The 23,324-nt window shown below is 45.0% G+C and carries 20 protein-coding genes; 11 read left to right on the top strand and 9 right to left on the bottom strand.

Going from position 1 to position 23,324, the window contains the following annotated elements; all coding sequences use genetic code 11:
- Nucleotides 1-155: 155 nt before the first annotated feature.
- The 4 genes from rpoD to rpsU form a co-directional block, all read right to left on the bottom strand.
- Complete coding sequence (rpoD, locus tag QME20_RS03925; protein ID WP_014948265.1) at nt 156-1,988, bottom strand: RNA polymerase sigma factor RpoD; 1,833 nt, start codon at nt 1,986-1,988, stop codon at nt 156-158.
- Between the two features lie 494 nt (nt 1,989-2,482).
- On the bottom strand, nt 2,483-4,261 hold the full coding sequence (gene dnaG, locus QME20_RS03920) for a DNA primase (protein WP_281715484.1): 1,779 nt from the start codon (nt 4,259-4,261) through the stop codon (nt 2,483-2,485).
- A 204-nt stretch (nt 4,262-4,465) separates the two neighbouring features.
- Nucleotides 4,466-4,912 (bottom strand): GatB/YqeY domain-containing protein, encoded by a 447-nt coding sequence (locus QME20_RS03915; RefSeq protein ID WP_012517256.1) that lies wholly within the window; start codon nt 4,910-4,912, stop codon nt 4,466-4,468.
- A gap of 441 nt (nt 4,913-5,353) precedes the next feature.
- Nucleotides 5,354-5,569 (bottom strand): 30S ribosomal protein S21, encoded by a 216-nt coding sequence (gene rpsU / locus QME20_RS03910; protein ID WP_012517258.1) that lies wholly within the window; start codon nt 5,567-5,569, stop codon nt 5,354-5,356.
- Nucleotides 5,570-6,089: 520 nt separating this feature from the next.
- Here rpsU and tsaD point away from each other — a divergent pair.
- Together tsaD and QME20_RS03900 are read left to right on the top strand one after the other, a co-directional pair.
- Nucleotides 6,090-7,115, top strand: coding sequence for a tRNA (adenosine(37)-N6)-threonylcarbamoyltransferase complex transferase subunit TsaD (gene tsaD, locus QME20_RS03905; protein ID WP_039224515.1), 1,026 nt, complete (start codon nt 6,090-6,092; stop codon nt 7,113-7,115).
- A 192-nt stretch (nt 7,116-7,307) separates the two neighbouring features.
- Nucleotides 7,308-8,624 (top strand): ectonucleotide pyrophosphatase/phosphodiesterase, encoded by a 1,317-nt coding sequence (locus tag QME20_RS03900; protein ID WP_281715483.1) that lies wholly within the window; start codon nt 7,308-7,310, stop codon nt 8,622-8,624.
- On the opposite strand, the gene plsY is transcribed toward QME20_RS03900, so the two are convergent.
- On the bottom strand, nt 8,614-9,216 hold the full coding sequence (plsY, locus tag QME20_RS03895) for a glycerol-3-phosphate 1-O-acyltransferase PlsY (RefSeq protein WP_014948270.1): 603 nt from the start codon (nt 9,214-9,216) through the stop codon (nt 8,614-8,616). The genes QME20_RS03900 and plsY overlap by 11 nt on opposite strands.
- A 281-nt stretch (nt 9,217-9,497) precedes the next feature.
- On the opposite strand from plsY, the gene folB reads away from it, so the two are divergent.
- From folB to QME20_RS03875, 4 genes are all read left to right on the top strand, one after another.
- Nucleotides 9,498-9,851, top strand: coding sequence for a dihydroneopterin aldolase (folB, locus tag QME20_RS03890; RefSeq protein ID WP_014948271.1), 354 nt, complete (start codon nt 9,498-9,500; stop codon nt 9,849-9,851).
- Nucleotides 9,851-10,345 carry a 2-amino-4-hydroxy-6-hydroxymethyldihydropteridine diphosphokinase gene (gene folK, locus QME20_RS03885; protein WP_014948272.1) on the top strand — a complete coding sequence of 165 codons (495 nt, stop codon included), beginning with the start codon at nt 9,851-9,853 and terminating at the stop codon, nt 10,343-10,345. The genes folB and folK overlap by 1 nt, the downstream gene beginning before the upstream one ends.
- Nucleotides 10,346-10,353: 8 nt before the next feature.
- On the top strand, nt 10,354-11,154 hold the full coding sequence (locus tag QME20_RS03880) for an undecaprenyl-diphosphate phosphatase (RefSeq protein ID WP_281715482.1): 801 nt from the start codon (nt 10,354-10,356) through the stop codon (nt 11,152-11,154).
- A 188-nt stretch (nt 11,155-11,342) separates the two neighbouring features.
- Nucleotides 11,343-11,714 carry a histidine triad nucleotide-binding protein gene (locus QME20_RS03875; protein WP_014948274.1) on the top strand — a complete coding sequence of 124 codons (372 nt, stop codon included), beginning with the start codon at nt 11,343-11,345 and terminating at the stop codon, nt 11,712-11,714.
- Nucleotides 11,715-11,796: 82 nt separating this feature from the next.
- Here the strand turns inward: QME20_RS03875 and QME20_RS03870 are convergent, their stop codons facing one another.
- The gene (locus QME20_RS03870; RefSeq protein ID WP_014948275.1) at nt 11,797-13,491 is read right to left on the bottom strand and encodes a hypothetical protein; all 1,695 of its coding nucleotides are present in this window, start codon (nt 13,489-13,491) and stop codon (nt 11,797-11,799) included.
- Between the two features lie 449 nt (nt 13,492-13,940).
- Between QME20_RS03870 and QME20_RS03865 the strand changes: the two genes are divergently transcribed.
- Complete coding sequence (locus tag QME20_RS03865; RefSeq protein ID WP_014948276.1) at nt 13,941-14,777, top strand: HDOD domain-containing protein; 837 nt, start codon at nt 13,941-13,943, stop codon at nt 14,775-14,777.
- Nucleotides 14,778-14,888: 111 nt separating this feature from the next.
- On the opposite strand, the gene QME20_RS03860 is transcribed toward QME20_RS03865, so the two are convergent.
- Complete coding sequence (locus QME20_RS03860) at nt 14,889-16,079, bottom strand: benzoate/H(+) symporter BenE family transporter (protein ID WP_014975686.1); 1,191 nt, start codon at nt 16,077-16,079, stop codon at nt 14,889-14,891.
- A 186-nt stretch (nt 16,080-16,265) separates the two neighbouring features.
- On the opposite strand from QME20_RS03860, the gene QME20_RS03855 reads away from it, so the two are divergent.
- Nucleotides 16,266-16,829, top strand: coding sequence for an XRE family transcriptional regulator (locus QME20_RS03855; RefSeq protein WP_281715481.1), 564 nt, complete (start codon nt 16,266-16,268; stop codon nt 16,827-16,829).
- Nucleotides 16,830-17,046: 217 nt separating this feature from the next.
- Here the strand turns inward: QME20_RS03855 and rdgC are convergent, their stop codons facing one another.
- Nucleotides 17,047-17,958: a recombination-associated protein RdgC gene (gene rdgC, locus QME20_RS03850; protein ID WP_014948279.1), complete on the bottom strand. Its 912-nt coding sequence runs from the start codon at nt 17,956-17,958 to the stop codon at nt 17,047-17,049.
- A 117-nt stretch (nt 17,959-18,075) separates the two neighbouring features.
- Entirely contained in the window at nt 18,076-19,806 is a 1,731-nt protein-coding gene (locus tag QME20_RS03845) for a HAMP domain-containing sensor histidine kinase (RefSeq protein ID WP_041449809.1), read from the bottom strand.
- A 254-nt stretch (nt 19,807-20,060) separates the two neighbouring features.
- Between QME20_RS03845 and phoB the strand changes: the two genes are divergently transcribed.
- From phoB to QME20_RS03830, 3 genes are all read left to right on the top strand, one after another.
- Nucleotides 20,061-20,750 carry a phosphate regulon transcriptional regulator PhoB gene (gene phoB / locus QME20_RS03840; RefSeq protein ID WP_014948281.1) on the top strand — a complete coding sequence of 230 codons (690 nt, stop codon included), beginning with the start codon at nt 20,061-20,063 and terminating at the stop codon, nt 20,748-20,750.
- Nucleotides 20,751-20,850: 100 nt separating this feature from the next.
- Nucleotides 20,851-22,152 (top strand): phosphate regulon sensor histidine kinase PhoR, encoded by a 1,302-nt coding sequence (gene phoR / locus QME20_RS03835; protein ID WP_014948282.1) that lies wholly within the window; start codon nt 20,851-20,853, stop codon nt 22,150-22,152.
- A gap of 16 nt (nt 22,153-22,168) precedes the next feature.
- Nucleotides 22,169-23,200: a phosphate ABC transporter substrate-binding protein gene (locus QME20_RS03830; RefSeq protein ID WP_281715480.1), complete on the top strand. Its 1,032-nt coding sequence runs from the start codon at nt 22,169-22,171 to the stop codon at nt 23,198-23,200.
- Nucleotides 23,201-23,324: the final 124 nt, after the last annotated feature.

Below are 23,324 nucleotides of genomic sequence, written 5' to 3'. Positions count from 1 at the left end.
AGCTATTAAGAGCCTCCGAAAGGAGGCTTTTTTGTGGGCGCAATAAACATAAACAACAAGTCGTGCCGCGCAAGTTAACGGGGTATAGAATAAAACGAAGGCATAAAAAAATCCCCAGCCAAGGCTGGGGATTTTTAGTCTAAGCAATGCTTTTTCTATTCGTCTAAGAAGCTGCGTAGCTGCTCAGAACGGCTAGGGTGGCGAAGTTTGCGAAGTGCTTTCGCTTCAATTTGACGAATACGCTCACGGGTTACGTCAAACTGCTTGCCTACTTCTTCAAGGGTGTGGTCAGTATTCATGTCGATACCGAAGCGCATACGAAGTACTTTTGCTTCACGGGCTGTTAGGCCTGCTAGTACTTCCTGCGTTGCATCTTTCAAGCTACCGCCAGTTGCTGAGTCGAGGGGCTGAATAATCGTGCTGTCCTCGATAAAGTCGCCAAGATGTGAATCTTCATCATCACCGATAGGGGTTTCCATCGAGATTGGCTCTTTAGCAATTTTAAGTACCTTACGAATTTTGTCTTCAGGCATTAACATGCGCTCTGACAACTCTTCAGGAGTAGGCTCACGACCCATTTCCTGAAGCATTTGGCGAGAGATACGGTTAAGCTTGTTGATCGTCTCAATCATGTGAACAGGGATACGGATAGTACGCGCCTGGTCAGCAATAGAGCGAGTAATCGCCTGACGAATCCACCACGTTGCATAAGTTGAGAACTTATAACCACGACGGTATTCGAACTTATCCACCGCCTTCATTAGACCAATGTTACCTTCTTGAATAAGGTCTAGGAATTGAAGACCACGGTTGGTGTACTTCTTAGCAATTGAGATAACAAGACGTAAGTTAGCTTCAACCATTTCTTTCTTCGCGCGGCGTGCTTTCGCTTCACCGATTGACATGCGACGGTTGATGTCTTTGATATCTGCGATCACCAAGCCAGTTTCCTGTTCAACTTGGTTCATCTTGCTAATACAGCGCTCAATTTCTTCCTGATTTACAGCAAGATCAGCGGCGTATGGTGCACCTGATTTAACTGCTTCATGTAACCATGCATTAGACGTTTCGTTGCCCGCAAATGCTTTGATGAAGTCTTTCTTCGGCATTTTCGCGTTAACCACGCAGAACTTCATTACTAGACGCTCTTGAATACGCACTTTGTCCATCATCTCACGCATGTTCTTAACCATGCGATCGAACTGTTTTGGAACTAAGCGGAATTCTTTGAAAACATCGCTTAATGCATTGATCTGCGTGCGAGAGTCAGCATGAGCACGGCCTTTCTTCTCGATAACTTCACGAGTTTTAAGGTATTGCTCACGAAGCTCAGTGAAACGCTCACGGGCTAACTCTGGGTCAACACCGCTATCGTCTTCGTCGCTATCGTCATCATCTTCATCGTCGTCTTCATCATCTAACTCTTCTTCAGATAATTCAGAACCAACGTGAGTAGCCGTTGGAGCAAGGTCTTGCTCATCGTTAGGATCAACAAAGCCAGAGATGATGTCGCTCAAGCGAATTTCTTCTGCTTCGTAAAGATCCCACTGGTCTAATAGATAAGTGATAGCTTCTGGGTATTCAGCAACTGAACATTGTACCTGGTTGATACCATCTTCAATTCGTTTAGCGATTTCAATTTCGCCTTCACGAGTAAGAAGTTCAACCGTACCCATTTCACGCATGTACATGCGAACTGGGTCGGTCGTACGGCCAATTTCACTTTCTACAGTAGCTAGTGCCTGAGCTGCCGCTTCTGCAGCATCTTCATCAGCATTCGCTTCTTGCATGAGAAGTTCGTCTGCATCAGGAGCTGATTCAGAAACTTGAATTCCCATGTCGTTAATCATGCGGATTATGTCTTCGATTTGATCAGAATCGACAATATCTTGCGGCAGGTGGTCGTTTACTTCTGCAAAGGTTAAGTAACCTTGCTCTTTACCTTTTGCAATCAGGAGTTTAATCTGAGACTGCTTGCTTTGCGCCATATAACCTACACTTCTCACATTCAATTAGTTTGCAATAGAAAAGACAACATACGTCTAGGTATGTTCCCCGTTCTGCTGTAGTACTGCTTTTGTATCAAGGCCGTTAATGCTCGATGCCACGCTGGTCTAAACCATTATGTTGCGATGCACATCTGCTCGGGTTCGGATCTGCCCGTTATGTTCGGCTATATCTTTGCTACTCGTGCTGCTGTATTTTTGTTCACTTTATAGTGAATGAGACACGTTTATCTGTGCCCACAGCGAATTAGCCAGTATAGCAGAATAAACGGTGGTTTTACCAGATTGATGGCCGATTTTTTAGCCAGTGTTTTTAAGCTATAAAACAGCGCATACTTACAGCGCGTATTCCAGACAGCGCGTATTCTAGCTAAACTAATCTTGTAAACTTAATCTCACCAACATAAGTGTTTAAAAAAGCCTTGTGCAAAAGCCTACAGAAGAACAGGCTAACCTCTAGGTCAGTTTGCCCAAGGTTAACTCTTCTGTCTTTCCCTCATAAGCAGATTCAGTTCCTGTTTTTCCGCTTGAGTTAGCGGCTGAACCCGCGAGCGTGAAATTAAGGTTTCAATGCGGCTATCGAAATGCCCGTCCAGTAAGCGAGCGAAGCTGTCGTTATAAACCCGTTCAGCATCCTCGTCTTTAACCAAGTGTTCTTGTAACAATAATTTCGCGATAGTAGAAGAATGGGGATGGTCGCGGAAATTTTCAACAAGCTGCGCGGTTTTTGCTTGAGGGTGACTTACGCAATAGCGATGCACATCGCGTAATAAATCCATGCCAGCAGCGTTGCTACCTACGAATATATCAATTTGGACATCTTCACAGAGGGTAGCTAGTTCAGGTTTATCTAACAGTAAACGAATTAACATGCGAAGTGGCGATAGCTTAGGCTTATTCACTTGGTTGCGATTCGGCGAGTAAGCCTGCTTCGTACCTTGATTGGCTTTGGTGATATCCTGCTGAAGCTTAAATCGGTCAAACTCACCGGTGTGCTTGGCCAGCTCTTCCAGCAACATTTGTTTTTGATCATCACCAAGCGTACTTTCGATAAGTGGCATTGCCGCTTTTTTAAGGGCAATCTTGCCTTCAGGCGTACCCACGTTGTGAGTTTTTAATAAGTTCTCAAAGAAGAAGCGGGATAACGGCATAGCGTCATTTAGCATCTCCATAAACGCTTCTTTCCCCACCTGACGCACCATAGTGTCAGGGTCTTCGCCATCGGGTAGGAATAAAAACGAAATACGCACGCCGTCTTTTAATGCGGGTAGGGCGTTTTCTAACGCGCGCCATGCAGCTTCACGCCCTGCGCGGTCACCGTCATAACAGCATACAATGTGAGACGTAGCGCGAACCAGCATTTGAATATGTTCAGGTGTGGTAGCTGTACCTAGCGCAGCAGTAGCAATATTAATGTCGAATTGACTTAGCGCCACCACGTCCATATAGCCTTCTACAATAACGACGGTATCCAGGCTACGATTTTTTTGTCTGGCAGAATAAAAGCCAAAGAGCTCACTGCCTTTGTGGAAAATGCGGGTTTCTGGTGAGTTTAAGTATTTAGGGCCGCCGTCATCTAATACTCGGCCGCCGAAACCCACCACACGACCCCGTTTGTCCCTGATAGGAAACATAATGCGGTCGCGGAAGAAGTCGTAGGTACGCCCTTGGTCGTTTTTATTGACCAGTTTTAAGTCGACCAGTTGCTTGATGCGCTGTGGATCTTTGCCAAAGGTATTTAGCAACGCGTCCCAACTGTCTGGTGCGTAGCCAATTTCCCATTGCTTAACGATATCGCCGCTTAATCCACGGTTTTTCAAGTAGTCGATGGCTTTTTTGCTATTACCATTTTGACGTAACTGGTGCTGGAAGAACCGCGCAACTTGCTCCATGACTGCATAATCGTCTTGCTGTTGCTGCTTTTTCTCTTCGCTCATGGCAGGGCGACTGCCCTTTTCACGGGGGACTTCAAGCCCGTGATAGCGCGCTAGCTCTTCAATGGCCTCGACAAATTCTAAGCGGTCGAACTCCATAATAAACGAGATAGCGTTACCGTGAGCGCCACAGCCGAAACAGTGGTAAAACTGTTTGTCTTGACTAACAGTGAAAGATGGCGACTTTTCGTTATGAAAAGGGCAGCACGCTTGGTAGTTTTTACCTGCTTTTTTAAGTTTAACTCGGCTATCTACTACTTCTACCACATCGGTACGTGACAGCAGGTCGTCTATAAAATCGCGAGGTATCTTTCCAGCCATGAGGGTACTTTCAAAAAGGGTTAGTTAAAAAAGATTCAGTTCAAAAAGAATGAGAAAAGCACAAGTCGTAACTGCGCTTCAAGCGACAGGCTACAACATTATGAAAACAGTAATCTACTTTAACAGGGAAGTGTAAAAATGAGAACAATGAAGGTGTGACAATGCACACCTTCTACACGCTTCTCTTTTACGAAAGGGCAGAGTTTAAGCGTTCAAACGCGCCTTAATTTTTGCACTCAAAGCACCCATGTCGGTGCGGCCTTGAACCTTAGGTTTCAAGGCGCCCATGACTTTACCCATATCCTGCATACCCGATGCTCCGGTCGCAGCCATGGTTTCGTCGATAAGTGCATTTAGCTCATCGTCAGTCAAAGGCTGAGGTAAGAAATCTTCAATGTAAGTGATTTCTTCACGCTCTTTGCTAGCTAGGTCGTCGCGATTGGCTGCGTCGTATTGCGCGGCGGCGTCTTGGCGCTGCTTAACCATTTTGGTCAGTACCGCTAAGATTGCGCTGTCGTCTAGCGTAATTTGTTCATCGATTTCTTTTTGTTTAATGGCAGCCATTGCCATGCGAATAGTACCAAGACGTACTTTTTCTTTTGCACGCATCGCATCTTTTTGCGCTGCTTTTAAATCATCAATTAGTGCCATGATGTTTCCTGATTTTTTATTAGTAGAGTTTATACCAATCCGCATAGATCATTGCCCACTCAGAAGGCGCTGGCAAGTTTCCTAGCGAAGCGTGGGAATGCAGGAATGGTTGTTCCCTTTCAAATTCCCAGAATGAAGCTAGGAAGCTTGCCAGACCTTCCCGAAGGGCGAGTTTAAAATGTCCGTACTCTTTGTTGTGTCACCTTGATGTAGAACCACTATACCTGCGGTAACACGCCGCGATTACGAACATTTTAAATCTCGCTGAGTGGATAATCATCTATGCGGACTGGTATTATTAAGCCCCAGGTTGAAAATCAAATGCAACCATTTGAAAAGGAAAAAATGGAGTCGATAAGAATAAGGCCAAAAAATAGAGGCCCAGAAACGCGAAAGGTGCTGCAATTGCAACACCTTTCAGACTCGTTACTTAACCCTATATTAGTAGAGTTTTACGCGACGTGCGTTTTCACGAGCTAGCTTCTTAAGATGACGCTTCTTAGCGGCAGCTTTCTTGCGCTTGCGTTCCCAAGTTGGCTTTTCGAAGAATTCACGACGACGAACTTCAGAAAGAACACCTGCTTTTTCACAAGAACGCTTAAAACGACGCAGCGCCACATCAAACGGCTCGTTTTCTCTAACTTTAACGATAGGCATTAAACACTCACCTCAAAACTTTTACTGTGTAAATCCGGGTAAAATTGTGCGCTAAAAAGGCCACCCGGGTTAAAAATGGTGCGAAATTCTAATCATATCTACAGAGAAAGTAAAGGATGAATTGCCAAAAAATAGCCAATATTGTGCATTTACCGTTCATTTACCTGTTCACTGGCATTCCATGAATGCAGGATTAAAGGTAAACTCTGCGCTCGTTAAGCACCGTGTTGTTTAACTCGGCTTGTATAAGCGCCCTTTTCAGAATGTTCTCTTGCTTAATTCCCTTTTGAAAAATGGTGATCAAAAGTGTGGAATCAGATGATCCTGACTAGGGTAGTGTTATGATCGCGGCGGGATCATAAAGATGATCGCATCAGATCGCCAGAATTATTTTCTCAGTTTTTGATATTTGCTTAGTCATTATGGCTCTCAACAATTGTGTGAACACGTGTTGTGATAAAAAGACGACAGCAAATCCAAAAACGAAGCATTGAAGTTAGTAGTAAAAGGGTTACTCCCCATGCGTATTTTAGGAATAGAAACATCTTGTGACGAAACTGGCATCGCCGTTTACGACGATGAAAAAGGGTTGCTGTCGCACGAACTATATAGCCAAGTAAAGCTGCACGCAGACTACGGTGGTGTTGTGCCTGAACTTGCGTCACGGGACCACGTGAGAAAGATCATTCCTTTAATTGAAAAGGCTATGGAAGACGCTAACACCCAACCATCAGAGATCGACGGCGTTGCTTTTACCCAAGGCCCCGGTTTAGTGGGCGCATTGTTAGTGGGTTCGTCTGTCGGGCGTTCATTGGCCTACGCGTGGAATGTGCCAGCAGTGGGCGTTCATCATATGGAAGGGCATTTATTAGCGCCTATGCTTGAAGACGACGCACCTGAATTTCCTTTCGTTGCTTTATTGGTTTCAGGTGGCCACTCAATGCTAGTTAAAGTCGAAGGCATTGGTCAATATGAAGTACTTGGTGAGTCTATTGATGATGCCGCTGGTGAAGCCTTTGATAAAACCGCCAAGTTACTTGGCCTTGATTACCCAGGCGGCCCTCTTTTAGCAAGATTGGCTGAAAAGGGAGAAGCGGGACACTATAAGTTTCCTCGCCCGATGACCGACAGACCAGGACTAGATTTCAGTTTCAGTGGTTTAAAGACCTTTGCGGCGAACACCATTCGCGATGCTGACCTAACCGGTGGTGATGCTGAGCAAATAAAAGCGAATATTGCCTACGCGTTTCAAGAAGCAGTAGTTGATACGCTTATTATAAAATGTAAGCGAGCATTAAAGCAGACTGGCATGAAGCGTTTGGTTATTGCTGGCGGCGTAAGTGCAAATACGATGTTGCGCAGTGAGATGAAAGCCCTGATGCAAGAGCTAAAAGGTGAGGTGTTTTATCCTAGCTTAGCGTATTGTACAGACAATGGTGCCATGATTGCCTATGCGGGCATGCAGCGTTTGAAAGCAGGGGAAACCTTGGCCTTGTCTTCACAAGCCAAGCCGCGCTGGCCCCTTGATACTTTATCGGCGATTTAGGTATTCATAAAAAACCGGTAATTAGGCGCCACACCTCGTTGTAAACGCTACTATGTCTTCCCTAAGTTCACTGGGGAAATATTGAGCATAGCAAGCAGGTAAAACAAAAAAGCATAAATAAAAGGCAATGGGAGCGCATTCCATTGCCTTTTGTTTTACTAAAATGAACATTGAGTAAGGACGTTAAACACCATGCGCTTAGCAACAGACGGAACAAAACAAAATGCACTGCTATTCTATTTAGCATTGTCGTTATTTATTTCGCTTACCTTTGCAGCGCTCACTGCGTCCAATGCATTTGCATCAAGCAAAGCACCCTTGAATGACCTTGTAAAAGGCCTGAAGCAAGAGCAGCAAGATCAGTATGTCGTGCTCATTTCTCTTGATGGATTTCGCCACGACTATATCGAATTACACAACGCGCAACACCTTGGTGCTATTGCAAAGAAAGGGGTAAGAGCGTCGTCTATGACCCCTGTTTATCCTTCAAATACCTTTCCCAACCATATTTCACTTATCACTGGGTTATTACCGAAACACCACGGCATCGTGAACAATCGATTTTTTGATAAGTCTCGCCCAACGAAAGAAGGCTACGCGCAGTACAAGCTGGGTTACGGCGGCATGGACAGCACGTGGATTACGGCAACGCCGCTATGGAACTTAGTGGAATATCATGGCATGAAGGCAGCTACCTTCTTCTGGCCAGAGTCTGATTCACGCATATCAGGTACCTTGCCTAGCTACTTCTATCACTACTCTAAATACGCCGATTACCAGCAGCGGGTAGATCAAATTATAACTTGGTTGAAACTGCCTGAGGTGTCGCGCCCTCGCTTTATTGCGGGTTATTTCTCGCTTACCGATTCGGTTGGACATGATGAAGGACCTTTTGCCGACAAAACCAATGATGCGGTGCAGGAAGTGGATGCGCTTATTGGTCAACTTTATGAACGCATTAACGCATTAGATTTGCCGGTAAACTTGGTAGTGGTGTCGGATCACGGCATGACACCCATTGATGAAAGTCAGCTTATAGAAGTTGAGTCTTTATCTATACCTGATAGCTTCATTATTGAAAATGAGGGAGCGCAAGTTCATCTTTACGCCAAAGCGGGCGTGAACGATAAACAAATCACCGAAGAAACAGAACGTCTTACCCATATAGCCGAAAACCGTTACATTGTGCTTAACGATACCCAGCGCGCTGAGCGACATATGGAAGTGGGAAATAGAGCCGGCGATATTATTATTGAGATAGCCCCGCCAGCACGCTTTAAAAACGCCAACAGCATGCATATTAGTAAAGGTGGGCATGGCTACATGAACACGCTGCCTGATATGGGGGCGACGTTTGTAGCAGTAGGACCTGCGTTTAAAACGAATACCACCCTACCTGTGTTTAGCAACCTGGAGGTTTATCCTGCGTTGGCCAAAATACTTGGCATTGCGCCGGTTACGCCGATAGATGGTAAGTTAGATGTGCTGGAAGAGGCGCTTACTCTTTAACTTTTCCCTTATCCCATACTTTACTTTCATTGCCCGCTAAAAGACGGGCAATGTTGTCTTTGTGGCGTAGAATGATAAGCAGCGAAAGCATTGCCACGGGCACGGTATATAAAGGCTTAATCAAAAATGTAAATAACGGCGCAAGAGATACTGCGATAAGCGCGCCTAATGAAGAATAGCCCGTAAGAAACACCACTACTACCCAACTCAAAATAAGCAAACCTGCTAAATCGAGGCCTATAGGGAGCATAGCGCCAAACGCAGTGGCGACGGCTTTTCCACCTTTGAAACCAAAATAGAGCGGAAAGATATGCCCCAAGCACGCGAAAATAGCAATGACGCCTAACATGATTGGCTCTATGCCCAGAAAGTAACTGCCGTAAACGGGAATAGTGCCTTTTAGTATATCCATGACAAGCACGAGGAGTGCTGGAACACGACCGCCCAGTCGATACACATTGGTAGCACCTGGGTTTTTAGAGCCGGCGGTTCGTGGGTCTGGTAAACCAAACAGCTGGCTTATAACCACAGCACTTGAAAGTGAACCGAAAAGATAGGCAACAGCGATCATCAAAAGAGTTAGCGAAATCATTTTGTCATTCTAATTATTAAAAATATTGCCTTTTATTACGTTAAATTTGGTGTGTGCAAGTTCAATGGGCTTTAGTCGCATTAAATTGTGAAACCTTGGTTGCTCCCAGTTGTCATACAGCGGTATAGTTGTGCCACACAAGCGTAAAGCTACTCCATCCAAACGCGATATACCACCGTTTACCAGCAATATGTGGGTGAAAGCGCAGTAGTAAGACCAGTAGTAGGGCTAATAAAAACGGCGATAAACTGGTTTGATAACAGTACAAGATGAAAAATTCCATGGGAAAAATTTATATAACAGGGCTTGAAGTAGACACCCTGATTGGTGTTTATGATTGGGAGCGAGTAAGAACCACCCAGCTACTTCTTGATGTAACACTTGATGTTGATTTAAGCGCTGCGATGCAAAGCGACGATGTTGCAGACACTGTAGACTATGCAAAAGTGGCAGAGTGTATTGTAGAAGTAGGCAAAGAAAGCACATTTGAGCTACTTGAAGCTCTAGGTAATAAAGTGATGGACGCCGTTCTTGATAATTTCACCGTTGCGTCAATAACGCTTAAAATTGTTAAGCCTAATATCCTTCCCAATGCGCAAACGGTTGCTGTTGAAATGCGTAAAGAGCGCAATTAATGTCACAACACACCATCTTAATCAGCATTGGCTCTAATATTGAACGTGAGCATTACACCAAGCAATCTTTAGTTGCCCTGAAACAGCACTTCTCAGATGTTGCAGTGTCTTCGGTCTACGAGAGCGAAGCGGTGGGCTTCAATGGAAGCCCTTTTTATAACGCTGCTGCCCGTGCGACGACGTCAAAAAGTATTGAGGAAGTGTGCGCAATTCTTAAAGCCATTGAAAAAGACAATGGCAGGGTGCATACAGACAAAAAATTCTGTGCCAGAACCCTTGATCTCGACTTGCTTACCTATGATAGTAAGGTGACCACAACCCCTGTGGTTTTACCTCGCGAAGAGATTTGCTACAACGCGTTTGTGCTTTGGCCGTTAGCTGAACTTGTTCCCAACGACATTCACCCTGAAACGCAAGAAACCTATGCCAAAATGTGGCAAAACTTTGATAAACAGAAACAGCAATTATGGCCGATTGACTTTACTTGGAGTTAAGCAAAGGAATGACACTTTTTGAAATTATTATTTTAGCAATTATTCAGGGCGTTACTGAATTTCTTCCTATCAGTAGCTCTGGACACTTGTTGTTGCCCGCTGAACTTTTTGGTTGGGTAAGTCAGGGCTTAGCGTTTGATGTCGCCGTTCATGTGGGAAGCCTGCTTGCGGTTATGATCTATTTTCGTCAAGAAATCGCTCAGATGACCGTAGCTTGGGTAACACAAGGGTTTAGCAAGCAACAATCTACCGACAGTAAGCTTGCTTGGTACGTTATTGTGGCAACTATTCCAGCGGTTATTATTGGCTTTTTAATGAAAGGCTGGATAGAAGAAAACGCACGTACGGCGCTAGTAATAGCGGGTACCACTATTATTTTTGGTTTGCTGCTATGGTACGCCGATGCCACTGCAAAACGCGAACAAGAGTTAGAAGGACTGACACTTAAGCAAGCCATCTATATCGGGTTAGCCCAAGTATTGGCACTCATTCCTGGTACATCTCGCTCAGGTATTACGATGACCGCAGGTTTGATGTTAGGCCTTAAGCGCGAAGCGTGTGCACGCTTTTCCTTTTTGCTGTCTATTCCAGTTATTTTAGGCGCGGGGCTTTTGGCCACTCTCGACCTGCTTAGTGCCAACGAAGCGGTAGACTGGTATGCGTTGCTTTATGGCGCGGCGTTTTCATTCGTAAGCGCCTACCTTTGTATCTATTTGTTCCTAAGCTGGATATCGCGTATCGGCATGCTGCCTTTTGTTATCTATCGCTTGGCGTTGGGCGTAATACTACTGTGGTTTGTTTTCGCTTAAGTAAAGAAAAAGGGCGTTGTCCTTCGTATGAGGGGGCTTCGTATGAGGGGGCTTCGTATGAGGGTGCTATTCGCATGAGATGCCCCTGCGCCGCACAATAGCACTTAATTTTTAATTATGTTCGCAGGCAAATGTTTTAACACCGCTAACATAATTGGTAATCACCTAATTGGTAAGGGAAGTGAGTTATGGCAGAAACAATATTTGACAAAATCATCAGCAAGGAAATTCCAGCGGACATATTGTACGAAGATGAATTGGCGCTGGCGTTTAAAGATATAAACCCTCAGGCACCGACTCACTTTCTGGTTATTCCGAAAAAGCAAATTGCAACGGTAAATGATATAGCCGAAGAAGATCGCGAAGTGGTGGGGCACTTGTCATTTGTTGCAGCAAAAATTGCAAAGGAGCAAGGGTTTGCTGACCAAGGCTTTCGTACGGTAATGAACTGTAATGAATACGGTGGTCAAACGGTATATCACATTCACCTTCACGTGTTGGCAGGCAAACCGCTAGGCTGGCCTCCGTATACTGAAAATATGAAGCAACACGTAGAGTAGCGTGGAAAGATAGGAATACAAAAATGCCGCCCTTGATAGTTATCTCAGGGCGGCATTTTTATTTTATGAGTACAGTACTTACTTAGTTAGCAAGCCCCAGTACTTTCTTACCTTGGTTGAAGTGAATATCAACTGGAATGCTCGCTGCCTCTAGGCGCGCTAAATCTGAAGCAAGATCGGGTTTAATTACACCCATAGTTTCTACTAGCTTCGCTACGCCATCGTAATCGCCGTCACCTTGTAACGTAAGGATTAGTTCAGATAGTGCTTCTACTGCGGCGCCCATCTTCTCCATATTTACGCGATACATGCCGTCTTCTGTTTTCTCGAAGGCGCCTTGCTGGGCAAAGAAGTTGAAGCGGATCATGTTCGCTTTTCCGTGTGCAGAGCTTGCGCCGAAACGCACAGAACGGAAAATGCCAGCCATAAAGGTAACGTAATAATCTTCTAGTGTTCCTTCAGTGATTTCACCTTTTTCAAGAAGACTTTGTACCATGTACAAACCTAGAATATCCGCTTTGCCTTCTTCAAGAGCCGACGCATGCTCTTTAAGTGCTCCGCGCACAGTCCCTGAACCATCTAGAGTATTCTTAATCCCTAAACCGTGTGCCACTTCATGAAACATGGTGTTCGCGAAAAAGGCGTCAAACGTAATGTGTTCACGTTGCTCTGGTACAATTAACGTATCCGCAATAGGCACCAAAATAGTATCGAACTTTGCACGCATTGCGTTTTTAAGCTGCAGACGGCGGGTACCTTTTTCTAGCTGTACTCGCTCATCATTGGGCAAGTTAATTGCAATGGTCTTACTGCCAGCATTAGAGTGGCCTGCATAATAAATAACGTCGTAAGCGTTAAGGTCTGCATCAGAACCTGGCATTTCCGCTTTATATGCTTCAGCAACCGGAAGGCCTTGCTGTAATTCAGGTAAGAAGGCCGCGTATTTAGCTAGCTTTTCACTCCATGCTAAGTCTTTAATAAGCACGTAGGCTTCAAATGCTGCGCGATAGCCAAACAATTGATCTTCGTAGCTTTCAATAGGACCGATAACCAGCTCAACAGGGTTGGTTTTCATATCCATCCACGCCATGTCAGAAGCCAGGTAGTCGTTTGATAGTAGGGCTTCAGAACGCAGCTGCAAATATTGTTTAAAGCTTTCATCTTCAGCAAGCTCTGACGCTTTTTTAAGTAAGTCAGACGCCTTCATTAATTCGCTTTTAAAGGCTTCAGAATAAGGAACCGAATAAAGGTTGCCCGCTTCATCGCGCTTCACCATGGAATAAAGGCCTTGTTTGTCGCCAAAATCTGCCGTGGCAAATTCCTCTTTTTCCATATCATGGGGGTAGAACTCAGCGCCCAGCGCTTTGTCTTCATAGCCACTTAAAAAAGGTGTATCGCCATTTAAGCGATCCCAAGGTCCATAGTTGATCGCTGCAAAGTGGCGAACTTTTTCGTCACTAATTGACGAAAGAAATGCATCTTTATCTTCAAAGAACGCTTGTTTCCAGAACAAGTCGTCCATGATTTTCGATGCATCAATTAACAGTGAAAGCATTTTGTGTTGATTGTCACTCAGGTGTGACAAATCGCTGGTGAGATCTACGCCGTGATAAATAGACAAGCGAGACTCATCAACAAGTAAGGTTTGCTCGGAAGCGGTTTCAGGCTTTGCTGTTTGAGTTGGTGTTGTATCGGCGCTTTTGCTGCACGCGGTCAGCATAAATAAACCCGCTACTGCAGCTGCAATAGGAGAATAAGTTGTAATTGTTTTTTTCATAATGACTCTTACCGTGTGGTTTAACCGCATTGATTTACAGTATGCGGGGCGGTGAATAGATAGCTCACTATAGCTATGCTTTTGATTTAATACAAAAGTATGAAAAATATTTGCTTAATATCAATAGTGGTTTGCTACCAGTTGACTATACTTTAAAAAAAGCTCTGGTGGTTCTACCGTTGCTAATAATTCGCATCGACACTGTATTTTTTTAGTTGGTCGAAACTAAAGAGCTACTATAGTATGGTGATAGAAATACCATAATAAAACAATAAACGGTTTGTATTTTAGCGTGAAGCATAGAGGCCTATGTAAGTTAACGCACGGAATGCAACGCACAAACATCGAATCTATTTTAGTCATCAGTTTTGCTGGTGGTCGAGATGATTAACTGGCAAAGCAACCTATCGCCTTCACGAGGCTATTTGGAACTTTCTAAGGGTAGAAATATGTCTACACAGAACGCGCTTTCAACCATTTTGGTTGAAAAAATTAACAATGACACACTCGTCCTTCCCACGCTTCCTGCTATTGCATTGAAAGTCCGCAAAGCGGCAGACGATCCCGATATTAACTTAAACGCGATGGGTGATGTTATTGGTCAAGATCCATCACTTAGCGCAAGAATGATCAAAATTGCGAACAGTGCTTATATGGGACGTAGCGTAAAAGTTACTTCTATCAGCCAAGCGGTTACACGAATTGGTTTACGCCAAATTAAAAACATCTCTACTGCACTCGCTATGGAGCAATTATTCGTCTCTAAAAACGATGTAGTTGCACGCTATTTACAACAAGAGTGGGCAAATACAGTTAATATCGTGGCTAACTCTATGGCGGTGCTTCAGCTTTACATAGCGCGTACCAAAAAGCGTGAAATGAGCATGGATACCATGACACTAGCGGCACTGGTTCACAACATTGGTGTACTGCCTATTTTGACCGAGGCTGAGCGTCACCCTGAAGTCTTTGCGAACCCTTCATTCCTTGAAGTGGCAATCGATAAATTAGCTGGCCGTATTGGTGCAAGCATTATGACAGAGTGGGGCTTCGGAGAAACCTTCGTTAATGTTTCAAAAAATTGGAAAGACCTAAGCTACATGCCAGAAGAGTTAACCTACATTGATTTCGTTCGTGTTGGCGCTGCAGTTTCAGGTGCGGTAGACAGTCAAAAAGATGCGATCTTAAACTTAGCTATTCAGCGCGGTGTGGTTGAAGATATGGGCGAGCTTCACTCTGATGAGTTTGAAGAGCTTGCAAGCGCAGCGAAGCAGATCTTCTTGTAAGTGTTTTAAGCGACAAAATACTGCAAAGGCCGGTACTGAAGCATAACTTCAGTACCGGCCTTTTCGTTATGGAAAGCTGACAATGAAACAGCACAAAGCAAACAAATGCCGCTACGCGCTAACAGGCTTCTTTTGAACGTAAAGCAGTAATAAACCTAACCCCAATCCCCACACCGCTGAAGTCATGGAATATAAACTAAATCCTGACGCCGTACACAGCATGGTAAGCAACGCAGGAGCCCTGTGGTGCTCTACTTCCATGGCGCGAACCACCGCTCCTTGCAGCGTAGCTAATAGGGCTAGTCCAGCAAGCAGATGAATAATGATACTGGGCATACTCACAAATAGCGCAACGACCACAGACGCTAATAACCCCATGAACAAATACGCCACCCCCGCTGCTATAGCGGCTTTATAGCGCTGCGACTTTTCATCATCCGCTTGCTCGCCCATGCATAGCGCTGCTGTTATCGCCGCTAAGTTAAAGGTAAAACCACCGAAAGGTGCTAATAAGGCTTGAACAATGGCAATGCCTGACAAAATGGGTTTGTGGTCGGGCGTATATCCATGGGCGTGATGAATAGCTATGCCTGGCAAGTTTTGAGAAAGCGTGGTGATAAGAAAAAGGGGAAATGCTAATCCAATGGCAGCACTCAGTGAGAAAGTGGGCGTTACCCAAATAGGCTCGGGCAGGGTGAATATTGATGGCAGCCCTGGTGAGTCGCTTGATAGAGCAACCACACCATCTGCACTACTCATAAACAAGCTAATGGTCACCGACATGATCAGCAACAACAGCATAAGATAGCGGGGAAATAGTCGACTTCCTACTAAATAAGCCGCGATAAATAACGCAACTAAGTACGGTGCGTCATTAACATCACTGAATATCGCAAGGCATATAGGTAAGAGAATGCCGGCCAAAAGCGCCGATGAGATTGCAGGGGGAATCCGACTTATTTGTTTGAGCAGGCTACGGCTTTGCGCAGTTACAAGAGAAAGCAAGGCACATAGTATAAATGCACCAATGGCTTCACTTAAACGGTAGTCACCGATACTGGTTAACAAAAAAGCCGCGCCAGGGGTAGACCAAGCGGTAACAACGGGCAGTTTGGATAGCCACGAAAACAGAATGCAGGTAATGCCCATACCGAGCCCAAGCGCCAACAACCAACTCACTACCATGTCGTCGCTGGCGCCGGCTTTACGCGCTACATCAATGATAATGACAACAGAGCTACTGTAACCTACTGTAACCGCGGTTAGCCCTGCGCTGATATGACTTAACTTCCACTTGCTCATGAAAACCCTCGTGATGGAATTTCGATTTGGAATCGACCGAGCGATGAAACACGCTTTTAGTGTCTATCGAATGTGCTACTCTACCTTTTTGTGCGCTATAACGTACAATAGTTAACTTAACATCTGTGCGTTATAGCGCACAACTGGTTTATTAAACTCAGCGTCAAAATAAAAGGCCTTCATTACATGACAAAAGCAAATGCGCAGCCTTCTGCTATTTCAAGAAGTATTGCACACCACCTGCAGTCTGTTCGTAAAGCTCGGGGGCTTTCCCTTGATAAAACCGCGCAGTTGACGGGAGTGTCTAAAGCCATGTTGGGGCAAATAGAACGAGGCGAGTCTAGCCCCACAATCGCTACCTTGTGGAAGATAGCAACTGGTCTTGCGTGTTCTTTTTCTTCTTTCTTGTCAGGTGATGAAACCGCACCTACGTCCCAACATGCCGACAACAAGTTCGCTAACGACCCAAACGTAACCATAAAAACGCTATTTCCGTTTAACTCAGCCACCCAGTTTGAAATGTTTGAACTATGCTTAACGGACTTTCATGAGCAGCACTCTTCGGCGCATCAAATAGGCGTCACCGAACATATTCACGTACTACAAGGAAAGTTAGGGGTTTTGCAAGATGGTCAATGGCAAACCTATCAAGCGCAAGAGCAGTGTATATTACGCGCAGACCAGCACCACGGTTATCGAGATGAAGTAGGAGAAACGCGCTTTATTGTGGTCATTCACTATCCCACTTAAAGCGGTTGGGCAACTTTCTTGCAAAAGCTAGGAGAAAGGCTAGGAAAAAGGCTAGGAAAAAAGCTAAGAAGTATTTGCGCTAAATGACGGTTGCCAGTTCAAACAAGCAAGTTAATTAACAGGACCTAATAAAAAGCCTAACTACCCCAAGGTAATTAGGCTTTTCGATAGCGCTAGGCTATCTTTTTCATCGGCTTAATATTTATTTGCCATAAGTTTATAAACTATCGTCGTTAAGATTAAGCGCACCACGAAGGAAGTTAAGCAGTGTACAAATTTCGGCTGACATAAGCGCGAACTCTGCATCAAGGCGCGCTTCAACCTGATCTTTTGGCACATCGTCAGTTTCTTCTTTAATGCGATCGGTAAACTTAACACGTTTAATGGCGCCATCCTCACACATAATAGCCGTCAACGTCTCTGCATATTCGAATGCAACCTTTTGAACCAGCTTACCGGCATCCAAATGAATACTAATTTCTTCGCTGTCTAGCGGCTGGTTCTTACAACGAATAACGCTGCCAGTGTCATCGGTAGATTTAAGCTCAGCTTCTTCAAGTAGACCTACACCTTCTGGTGTTGACTCAGTAACCCAGTGCGTAAGCTCGCTTTGAAGGCTTCTGCGCGTAAATGGCACTACTGGAAGTGAGCCTATGGCTTTTCTTACCATGGCCAAAAAGGCTTCGGCTTTGCCATCAGATGATGCGTCAACTACGACTAAGTTGTCAGCGAGCGAAATAAAGCCGTGAGTGTAGGTGTTTTTCGTAAATGCCTGGGGCAGCAAGCGGGTTTGAATTTCTTGTTTAAGATCTGCCTTGGCTTTTTTACCAACCGGCGAACCGGTTTCCATTTCAATTTTGGCCACCATTTCGTCAAGCTCGGCATTTACCACTGCGCCGGGCAAGATCTTTTCTTGTTTCTTTAGGGTTATCCAAAAACGCTGTTGAACAACATGGAACATGGTGCCTTGCTTACCCGCCTGAGAAAACGGAGAGGCGAACCCCATGGTTGCTAAGTCCTGGCTACCGCACGGGCGAAAAGCGTGTTCGTTAAGGGCACGTTCTAAATCGCCCTCGTCTAGCGATAACGGCTGAGTAATTTGATAGGCTTTTACATTTTTAAACCACATAGTGTAAGCATTCTCTTGATAAAAATAGGGCGCAAGCCTACCAACGTAAGACTCGCGGTGCAATTGAATAAAAGGCCCTAGAAAGCGGGCACCTTAGATTGATAGTGGCAAGAAAGGTTAAGCACTCTTTTTCGGAAAACGAATGGTGTACTGTAAGCCGTTGCCAAGCGTACTGTCGGCCTCTATATGTCCATGCAGTGACTGTGTAACTAGGTTGTACATAATATGTGTGCCTAGACCGCTACCACCTTCTCCGCGTTTGGTAGTAAAGAAGGCATCAAACAACTTACTGAGCTCTTCTTCGCTTAAACCTTTTCCGTCATCTTGGTAGTGGATCACAACATTATTACCATCTTCTTTTACATCTAGTGTTACAGAGCCGGCCGCTTTGCCTTCAAAGCCGTGCGTAATTGAGTTAACCACCATATTGGTAACGATTTGAGCGATGGCGCCGGGTGCACAGGTCACAACTAAATTGTCGGGGCAGGATACGTTAATTTGATGTTCTGTATGCTTAAAACTTGGCTTAAGTGACTGAATAATTTCGTTAATATAGTCGCCCAACACAAATTCGCGCTCGGTTTCACTGGTCTGGTCAACGGCCACCTGTTTAAAGCTGGCGATAAGATCAGATGCGCGTTCTAGGTTACTTAAAAGTAATAGCGCAGTTTGTTCGGCTTCATCGATGAAGCTTGCCATGTTCTTACTGGTCAGGCTTTTATCTTCGAAGTCGGTCTTTAAATTGTTAAGTCTCTCTTGTAGAAAGCTGGCAGCGGTCACACTCACGCCCAATGGCGTGTTTACGTCATGCGCGATGCCGGCCACAAGACCGCCAAGCGACGCCATGCGCTCCGACTCGACTAATTGCTCTTGCGCTTGATGAAGTGTATCCATCGAACTGGCTAGCTCTTGGTTACGTTTGCGCAGTTCGGCTTCTATATACTGACGGTTTTCGTTTTCCTGGCGAAGCTCTCGCTGGTGGGCAATAAGCTCGTCTTTTTGCTGCTCTAAGTCGAGCATGATCTGAGACAACGACGCTGTTTTCTTTGCCACTTCTTGTTCTAAAATCAGGTTTTGGTCGTCTAGCTTCTTGTTGGCAAGAGTGAGTTCATTCTGCGCGTCTTTCAGCTTATTGTTTGAAATAATCAGGTCGTCAATAACGTGGTTGTAAGATTCCTTAAGCTGTAATAGCTCGTTGTCATCATCGAGCTTTATACTGAGTTTGCTCTCTTCTGGGTGCTGAGGATCGAAATTACCCATTTGCTCGGTAATGGTTTGCAGCGGTTCAGAAAGCATGGTGCGAAATGCGGTCATGAACAAGAAGACCAGAAAGGTGGTTTTTACTAACGCATTACCGATAAGAAAAAATACGCCTACTTCAATACGGCTAAAAATAGTATCAAAGCTAGAATACAAGGTAACGTCGCCAACCGTAGATTCGCGACCTGAGAATTTAAATACTAGTGGGAAGCTGTAGCTAAATACGCCGCCGGGATGATCTTCAATTATTTCACGGTCAACCGGAGCAGGAGAGCGCTGAGCACGGATGCCGTACTCGGCAATGTAGTTACCGTTTTCACCACGAACTTGAAGCCCTTCAACAATAGGCAATGACATAAGGCCTTCGGCGATGGCACGCACTTGGTCGTGGTTAAGTTCCCACAAAGCGCGGGTCAGGCTAGAAGAAAAGGTGTTTTTTAGCGTTTGAAGCTCGCCTTCAACGTGATTTTTCGTGCTGAGGTATTCTGTAAAGATCTGTCCTACCGTCACTAGCAGCGTGAGAGAAAAGTACACTGACAACACTCTGGCTAAGAGTTTCCTTGATAACCCTGTCTTGACCGCAGCCATCGATAAACACACCCCTGTTACATCAGACCTTTTAAATCACCGACAACGCTTGGTAGTTGCTCACCTTTGCAACAATAACAGTCGGTTTTATGTAATTTCAAGAATATGCGTAATCGTATGAATAAACAAGATTATGTATTTAAACTTTGGAACAAGCTTGTATTAAACTTGACACATAAATGTAATCGTTTTAATAAAACTGTCACAGACCACATTAATAATAACGGCGTTTAAAAATGAGCAGGAATATTACGATGTCTCGTACAGTGTTGGTGGTTGAGGACGAAGCGCCTATCCGTGAAATGCTTAAGTTTGTGCTTGAGCAATCTGGTTTTAACATTATTGAAGCCGAAGATTTCGACATCGCGCAAGAAAAAATTTGCGAACCTTACCCAGATTTAATCTTATTAGATTGGATGTTGCCGGGAGGAAGCGGTGTACAGCTAGCTAAAAGTTTAAAGCAGCACGAGTTTACTCGTGACATTCCCGTCATCATGCTTACAGCCCGTGGCGAGGAAGAAGACAAAATTCGCGGCCTGGATGCTGGTGCTGATGACTACGTTACTAAACCATTCTCGCCGAAAGAGCTTGTGGCAAGAATAAAAGCAGTGATGCGAAGAGTTACGCCTACATCAAGCGAGGAGCCCATTGAATTTAATGGGCTTAAACTTGAACCGGTATCACATCGCGTAATGGCGAATGAAGAACCGTTAGACATGGGGCCGACTGAATTTAAGTTGTTGCACTTCTTTATGACGCACCCAGAACGTGTCTATAGCCGAGAGCTATTGCTGGATAATGTTTGGGGAACCAATGTTTATGTAGAAGACAGAACGGTAGATGTACATATTCGACGTCTACGCAAAGCTATCTCTCGCCACGGACATGATGCTATGATCCAAACAGTACGCGGCGCGGGTTACCGTTTTTCTACTAAGCTGTAATAAATGTAGTGTTTAGGGAGTAACATAGTGTTATTCCCTTGATGCCGCTGCGCCATCTGGGCATGCGCCCAATTCCACCTTTAACAACGCGAGCTATTTCATGTATTACCCGTTCTCTTGGTTGAGAAGTACATTGCGCTTAGTGCTATTCCTTGTGGTTTTTGCGCTGGTCGGGTGGTATTTGGATGACATGCTATTCGCTGTTGCTATTGGTGCAACACTGCTTTTGCTGTTTAACTATTGGCATCTTTACAAGCTAAATCGCTGGTTATGGCACAGTCGTAAAATGTCTCCACCTACCGTGCGTGGCGTGTGGGAACATATTTATGAGGGGATTTATTACCTGCAGCGTCGTAATCGCAATAAGCGTAAAGAGCTTGGCGAATTAGTAAAACGCTTTAGAGAGGGTTCTGAAGCCTTGCCTGATGCGGCGGTGGTGGTTGATGCTAAGGCCTGCATTATTTGGTGTAACCGCCTTGCTCGCTTGGATTTAGGGCTAAAATGGCCACAAGACTCTGGGCGTAGAATCGACAACTTGTTGCGCCACCCTGAATTTATTCAGTACTTTCACGCGGGGAATTATAAATACCCTATAGAAGTACCGTCGCCTACTAACCCCAACAAAACCTTCGAATACCGGATTATGCCTTATGGCGATGAGCACTTGCTGCTAATTGCCCGTGACATAACGCGAGTGTCTCAGCTTGAAGAGATGCGTAAGGACTTTGTGGCAAATGTGTCTCATGAATTGCGTACACCGCTAACGGTCATTAACGGATACCTTGAAATTCTTCCTATTGATGAAGACTCCGATCCATTCATGCAAAAAGCGATGAAAGAAATGACATCGCAAACCCACCGTATGCAAAACTTGATAGAAGACTTGCTGGTGTTGTCGCGCATTGAAGCAAGCTCGGAACGCATCTACGAAAATGTTGTGAATATTCCTGTGGTCCTTGCGCAAGTGGAAAGAGAAGCGCAGGCGCTTAATAAAGAGAAAAACCACACAATAAACTTCCACATCGACAAAGAACTCTATGTTTTCGGTGTAGAGACCGAGCTTCGAAGTGCTTGCTCAAACCTAGTGTTTAATGCGGTGCACTACACACCTGCTGGTGGCGAAATTAATGTGTACTGGCGACGTAAACCCAATGGCGCGCAATTTTCTGTGGTAGATAACGGTGATGGTATTGAGCCAAATCATCTAAACCGCCTTACCGAGCGCTTTTATCGCGTGGATAAAGCGCGCTCTCGCAAAACCGGTGGCTCTGGCTTAGGCCTTTCCATTGTAAAACATGTACTAAGTCATCATAATTCTCGTTTAGATATAACCAGTACATTGGGTGAGGGCAGCAATTTCTCGTTTGTACTGGATAACGAGTTGATTGCAGAGCAACTGTAACCCTAAGAGGCGAGAAGTGTTGGTGAGCAAAAAGCATGACAAGATGAAAGAGCAACGCTATCGCCTTTCAACGTTACTTTTAGTAATAGGCTTATTGTTACCATTTGGAACCCTGGCTGATTCTCAAAATACTCAAAGCTCGTCATCTGCTTCTGGTAGCTATCAAGTACCTGCCTATGAACGTAAGCCTGGGGTGGCAGGAAAAATATCCTCTGTTGGCTCAGACACGCTGGCAAACTTAATGACCTTTTGGTCACAGGAATTTAAAACCCTTTATCCTCAGGTCGGCTTTCAAATACAGGCGTCCGGTTCATCTACCGCTCCGCCGGCACTTATTGAAGGTACTGCCACCATAGGCCCTATGAGCCGAGAATTAAAGCCTAGTGAAATACGGGATTTTACGCGAACCCATGGTTACCCGCCTACGGTATTAAAAGTGGCAATGGATGCCATCGCCATTTTTGTGGATAGACGCAATCCGCTGCCGGGTATGACCCTTGAGCAAGTTGACGCGGTGTTTTCTGAAACCCAGTTTTGTGGCAGCAATACAGCCATTACCAATTGGTCTCAGCTCGGCGTTGACGATATAGGCTATCGTTCTCCTATCAGGCTGTACGGTCGAAATTCAGTATCGGGTACTTACGGCTTGTTTAAAGTGATGGCGCTGTGCGATGGTGACTTTAAGAATACGGTAAACGAACAACCAGGCTCTGCATCTGTAGTATTGTCCGTGGCCAGCGGTACAGGCGCGATTGGCTATGCCGCTTACGGCTATAAAACCGCAGGAGTTCGCGCTCTGCCTTTAGGTGAGTCGCTAGATAGCCTAATCCCTCTTTCTATTGATACGGTGCGCAACGAAACGTATCCGTTTGCCCGGTTTCTTTATTTAGTGATAAATAAAAAGCCCGGTGAGCCTTTACCTACTCTGGAAAGGGAGTTTTTGCGCTATATCTTGTCAAAGGAAGGGCAGCAGCAGGTGTTAAGAGACGGATATTTCCCCATTCGTGAAGACGTACTGGTACGCCAACGTCGACTGCTTGACGAATAAAAAGTGCCATTCAGAATAACGCTAACCACTCTAATGCCGCTGAACAAATCAACAAGTTTTTTAGGTGGAAGCCTTTTTAAAGTCTACTTCACTCTACCTGCTATGTCATAATTGCGTCACAAAT

The organism is Alteromonas sp. CyTr2 (assembly GCF_947311905.1).
Lineage (GTDB): Bacteria > Pseudomonadota > Gammaproteobacteria > Enterobacterales > Alteromonadaceae > Alteromonas > Alteromonas macleodii.
Note: the sequence above shows the minus strand (reverse complement) of the source record. Positions and strands in the feature narration are given on the sequence as shown.

Excerpts from the sequence above, each read along its gene's own strand:
- dnaG (WP_281715484.1), bottom strand. The coding sequence starts at position 4,261 with ATGGCTGGAAAGATACCTCGCGATTTTATAGACGACCTGCTGTCACGT.
- rdgC (WP_014948279.1), bottom strand. The coding sequence starts at position 17,958 with ATGTGGTTTAAAAATGTAAAAGCCTATCAAATTACTCAGCCGTTATCG.
- QME20_RS03875 (WP_014948274.1), top strand. The coding sequence starts at position 11,343 with ATGGCAGAAACAATATTTGACAAAATCATCAGCAAGGAAATTCCAGCG.
- QME20_RS03860 (WP_014975686.1), bottom strand. The coding sequence starts at position 16,079 with ATGAGCAAGTGGAAGTTAAGTCATATCAGCGCAGGGCTAACCGCGGTT.
- tsaD (WP_039224515.1), top strand. The coding sequence starts at position 6,090 with ATGCGTATTTTAGGAATAGAAACATCTTGTGACGAAACTGGCATCGCC.
- QME20_RS03880 (WP_281715482.1), top strand. The coding sequence starts at position 10,354 with ATGACACTTTTTGAAATTATTATTTTAGCAATTATTCAGGGCGTTACT.
- QME20_RS03870 (WP_014948275.1), bottom strand. The coding sequence starts at position 13,491 with ATGAAAAAAACAATTACAACTTATTCTCCTATTGCAGCTGCAGTAGCG.
- rpoD (WP_014948265.1), bottom strand. The coding sequence starts at position 1,988 with ATGGCGCAAAGCAAGCAGTCTCAGATTAAACTCCTGATTGCAAAAGGT.
- QME20_RS03865 (WP_014948276.1), top strand. The coding sequence starts at position 13,941 with ATGTCTACACAGAACGCGCTTTCAACCATTTTGGTTGAAAAAATTAAC.
- phoR (WP_014948282.1), top strand. The coding sequence starts at position 20,851 with ATGTATTACCCGTTCTCTTGGTTGAGAAGTACATTGCGCTTAGTGCTA.
- rpsU (WP_012517258.1), bottom strand. The coding sequence starts at position 5,569 with ATGCCTATCGTTAAAGTTAGAGAAAACGAGCCGTTTGATGTGGCGCTG.
- plsY (WP_014948270.1), bottom strand. The coding sequence starts at position 9,216 with ATGATTTCGCTAACTCTTTTGATGATCGCTGTTGCCTATCTTTTCGGT.
- folK (WP_014948272.1), top strand. The coding sequence starts at position 9,851 with ATGTCACAACACACCATCTTAATCAGCATTGGCTCTAATATTGAACGT.
- QME20_RS03855 (WP_281715481.1), top strand. The coding sequence starts at position 16,266 with ATGACAAAAGCAAATGCGCAGCCTTCTGCTATTTCAAGAAGTATTGCA.
- QME20_RS03845 (WP_041449809.1), bottom strand. The coding sequence starts at position 19,806 with ATGGCTGCGGTCAAGACAGGGTTATCAAGGAAACTCTTAGCCAGAGTG.
- QME20_RS03915 (WP_012517256.1), bottom strand. The coding sequence starts at position 4,912 with ATGGCACTAATTGATGATTTAAAAGCAGCGCAAAAAGATGCGATGCGT.
- QME20_RS03900 (WP_281715483.1), top strand. The coding sequence starts at position 7,308 with ATGCGCTTAGCAACAGACGGAACAAAACAAAATGCACTGCTATTCTAT.
- phoB (WP_014948281.1), top strand. The coding sequence starts at position 20,061 with ATGTCTCGTACAGTGTTGGTGGTTGAGGACGAAGCGCCTATCCGTGAA.
- folB (WP_014948271.1), top strand. The coding sequence starts at position 9,498 with ATGGGAAAAATTTATATAACAGGGCTTGAAGTAGACACCCTGATTGGT.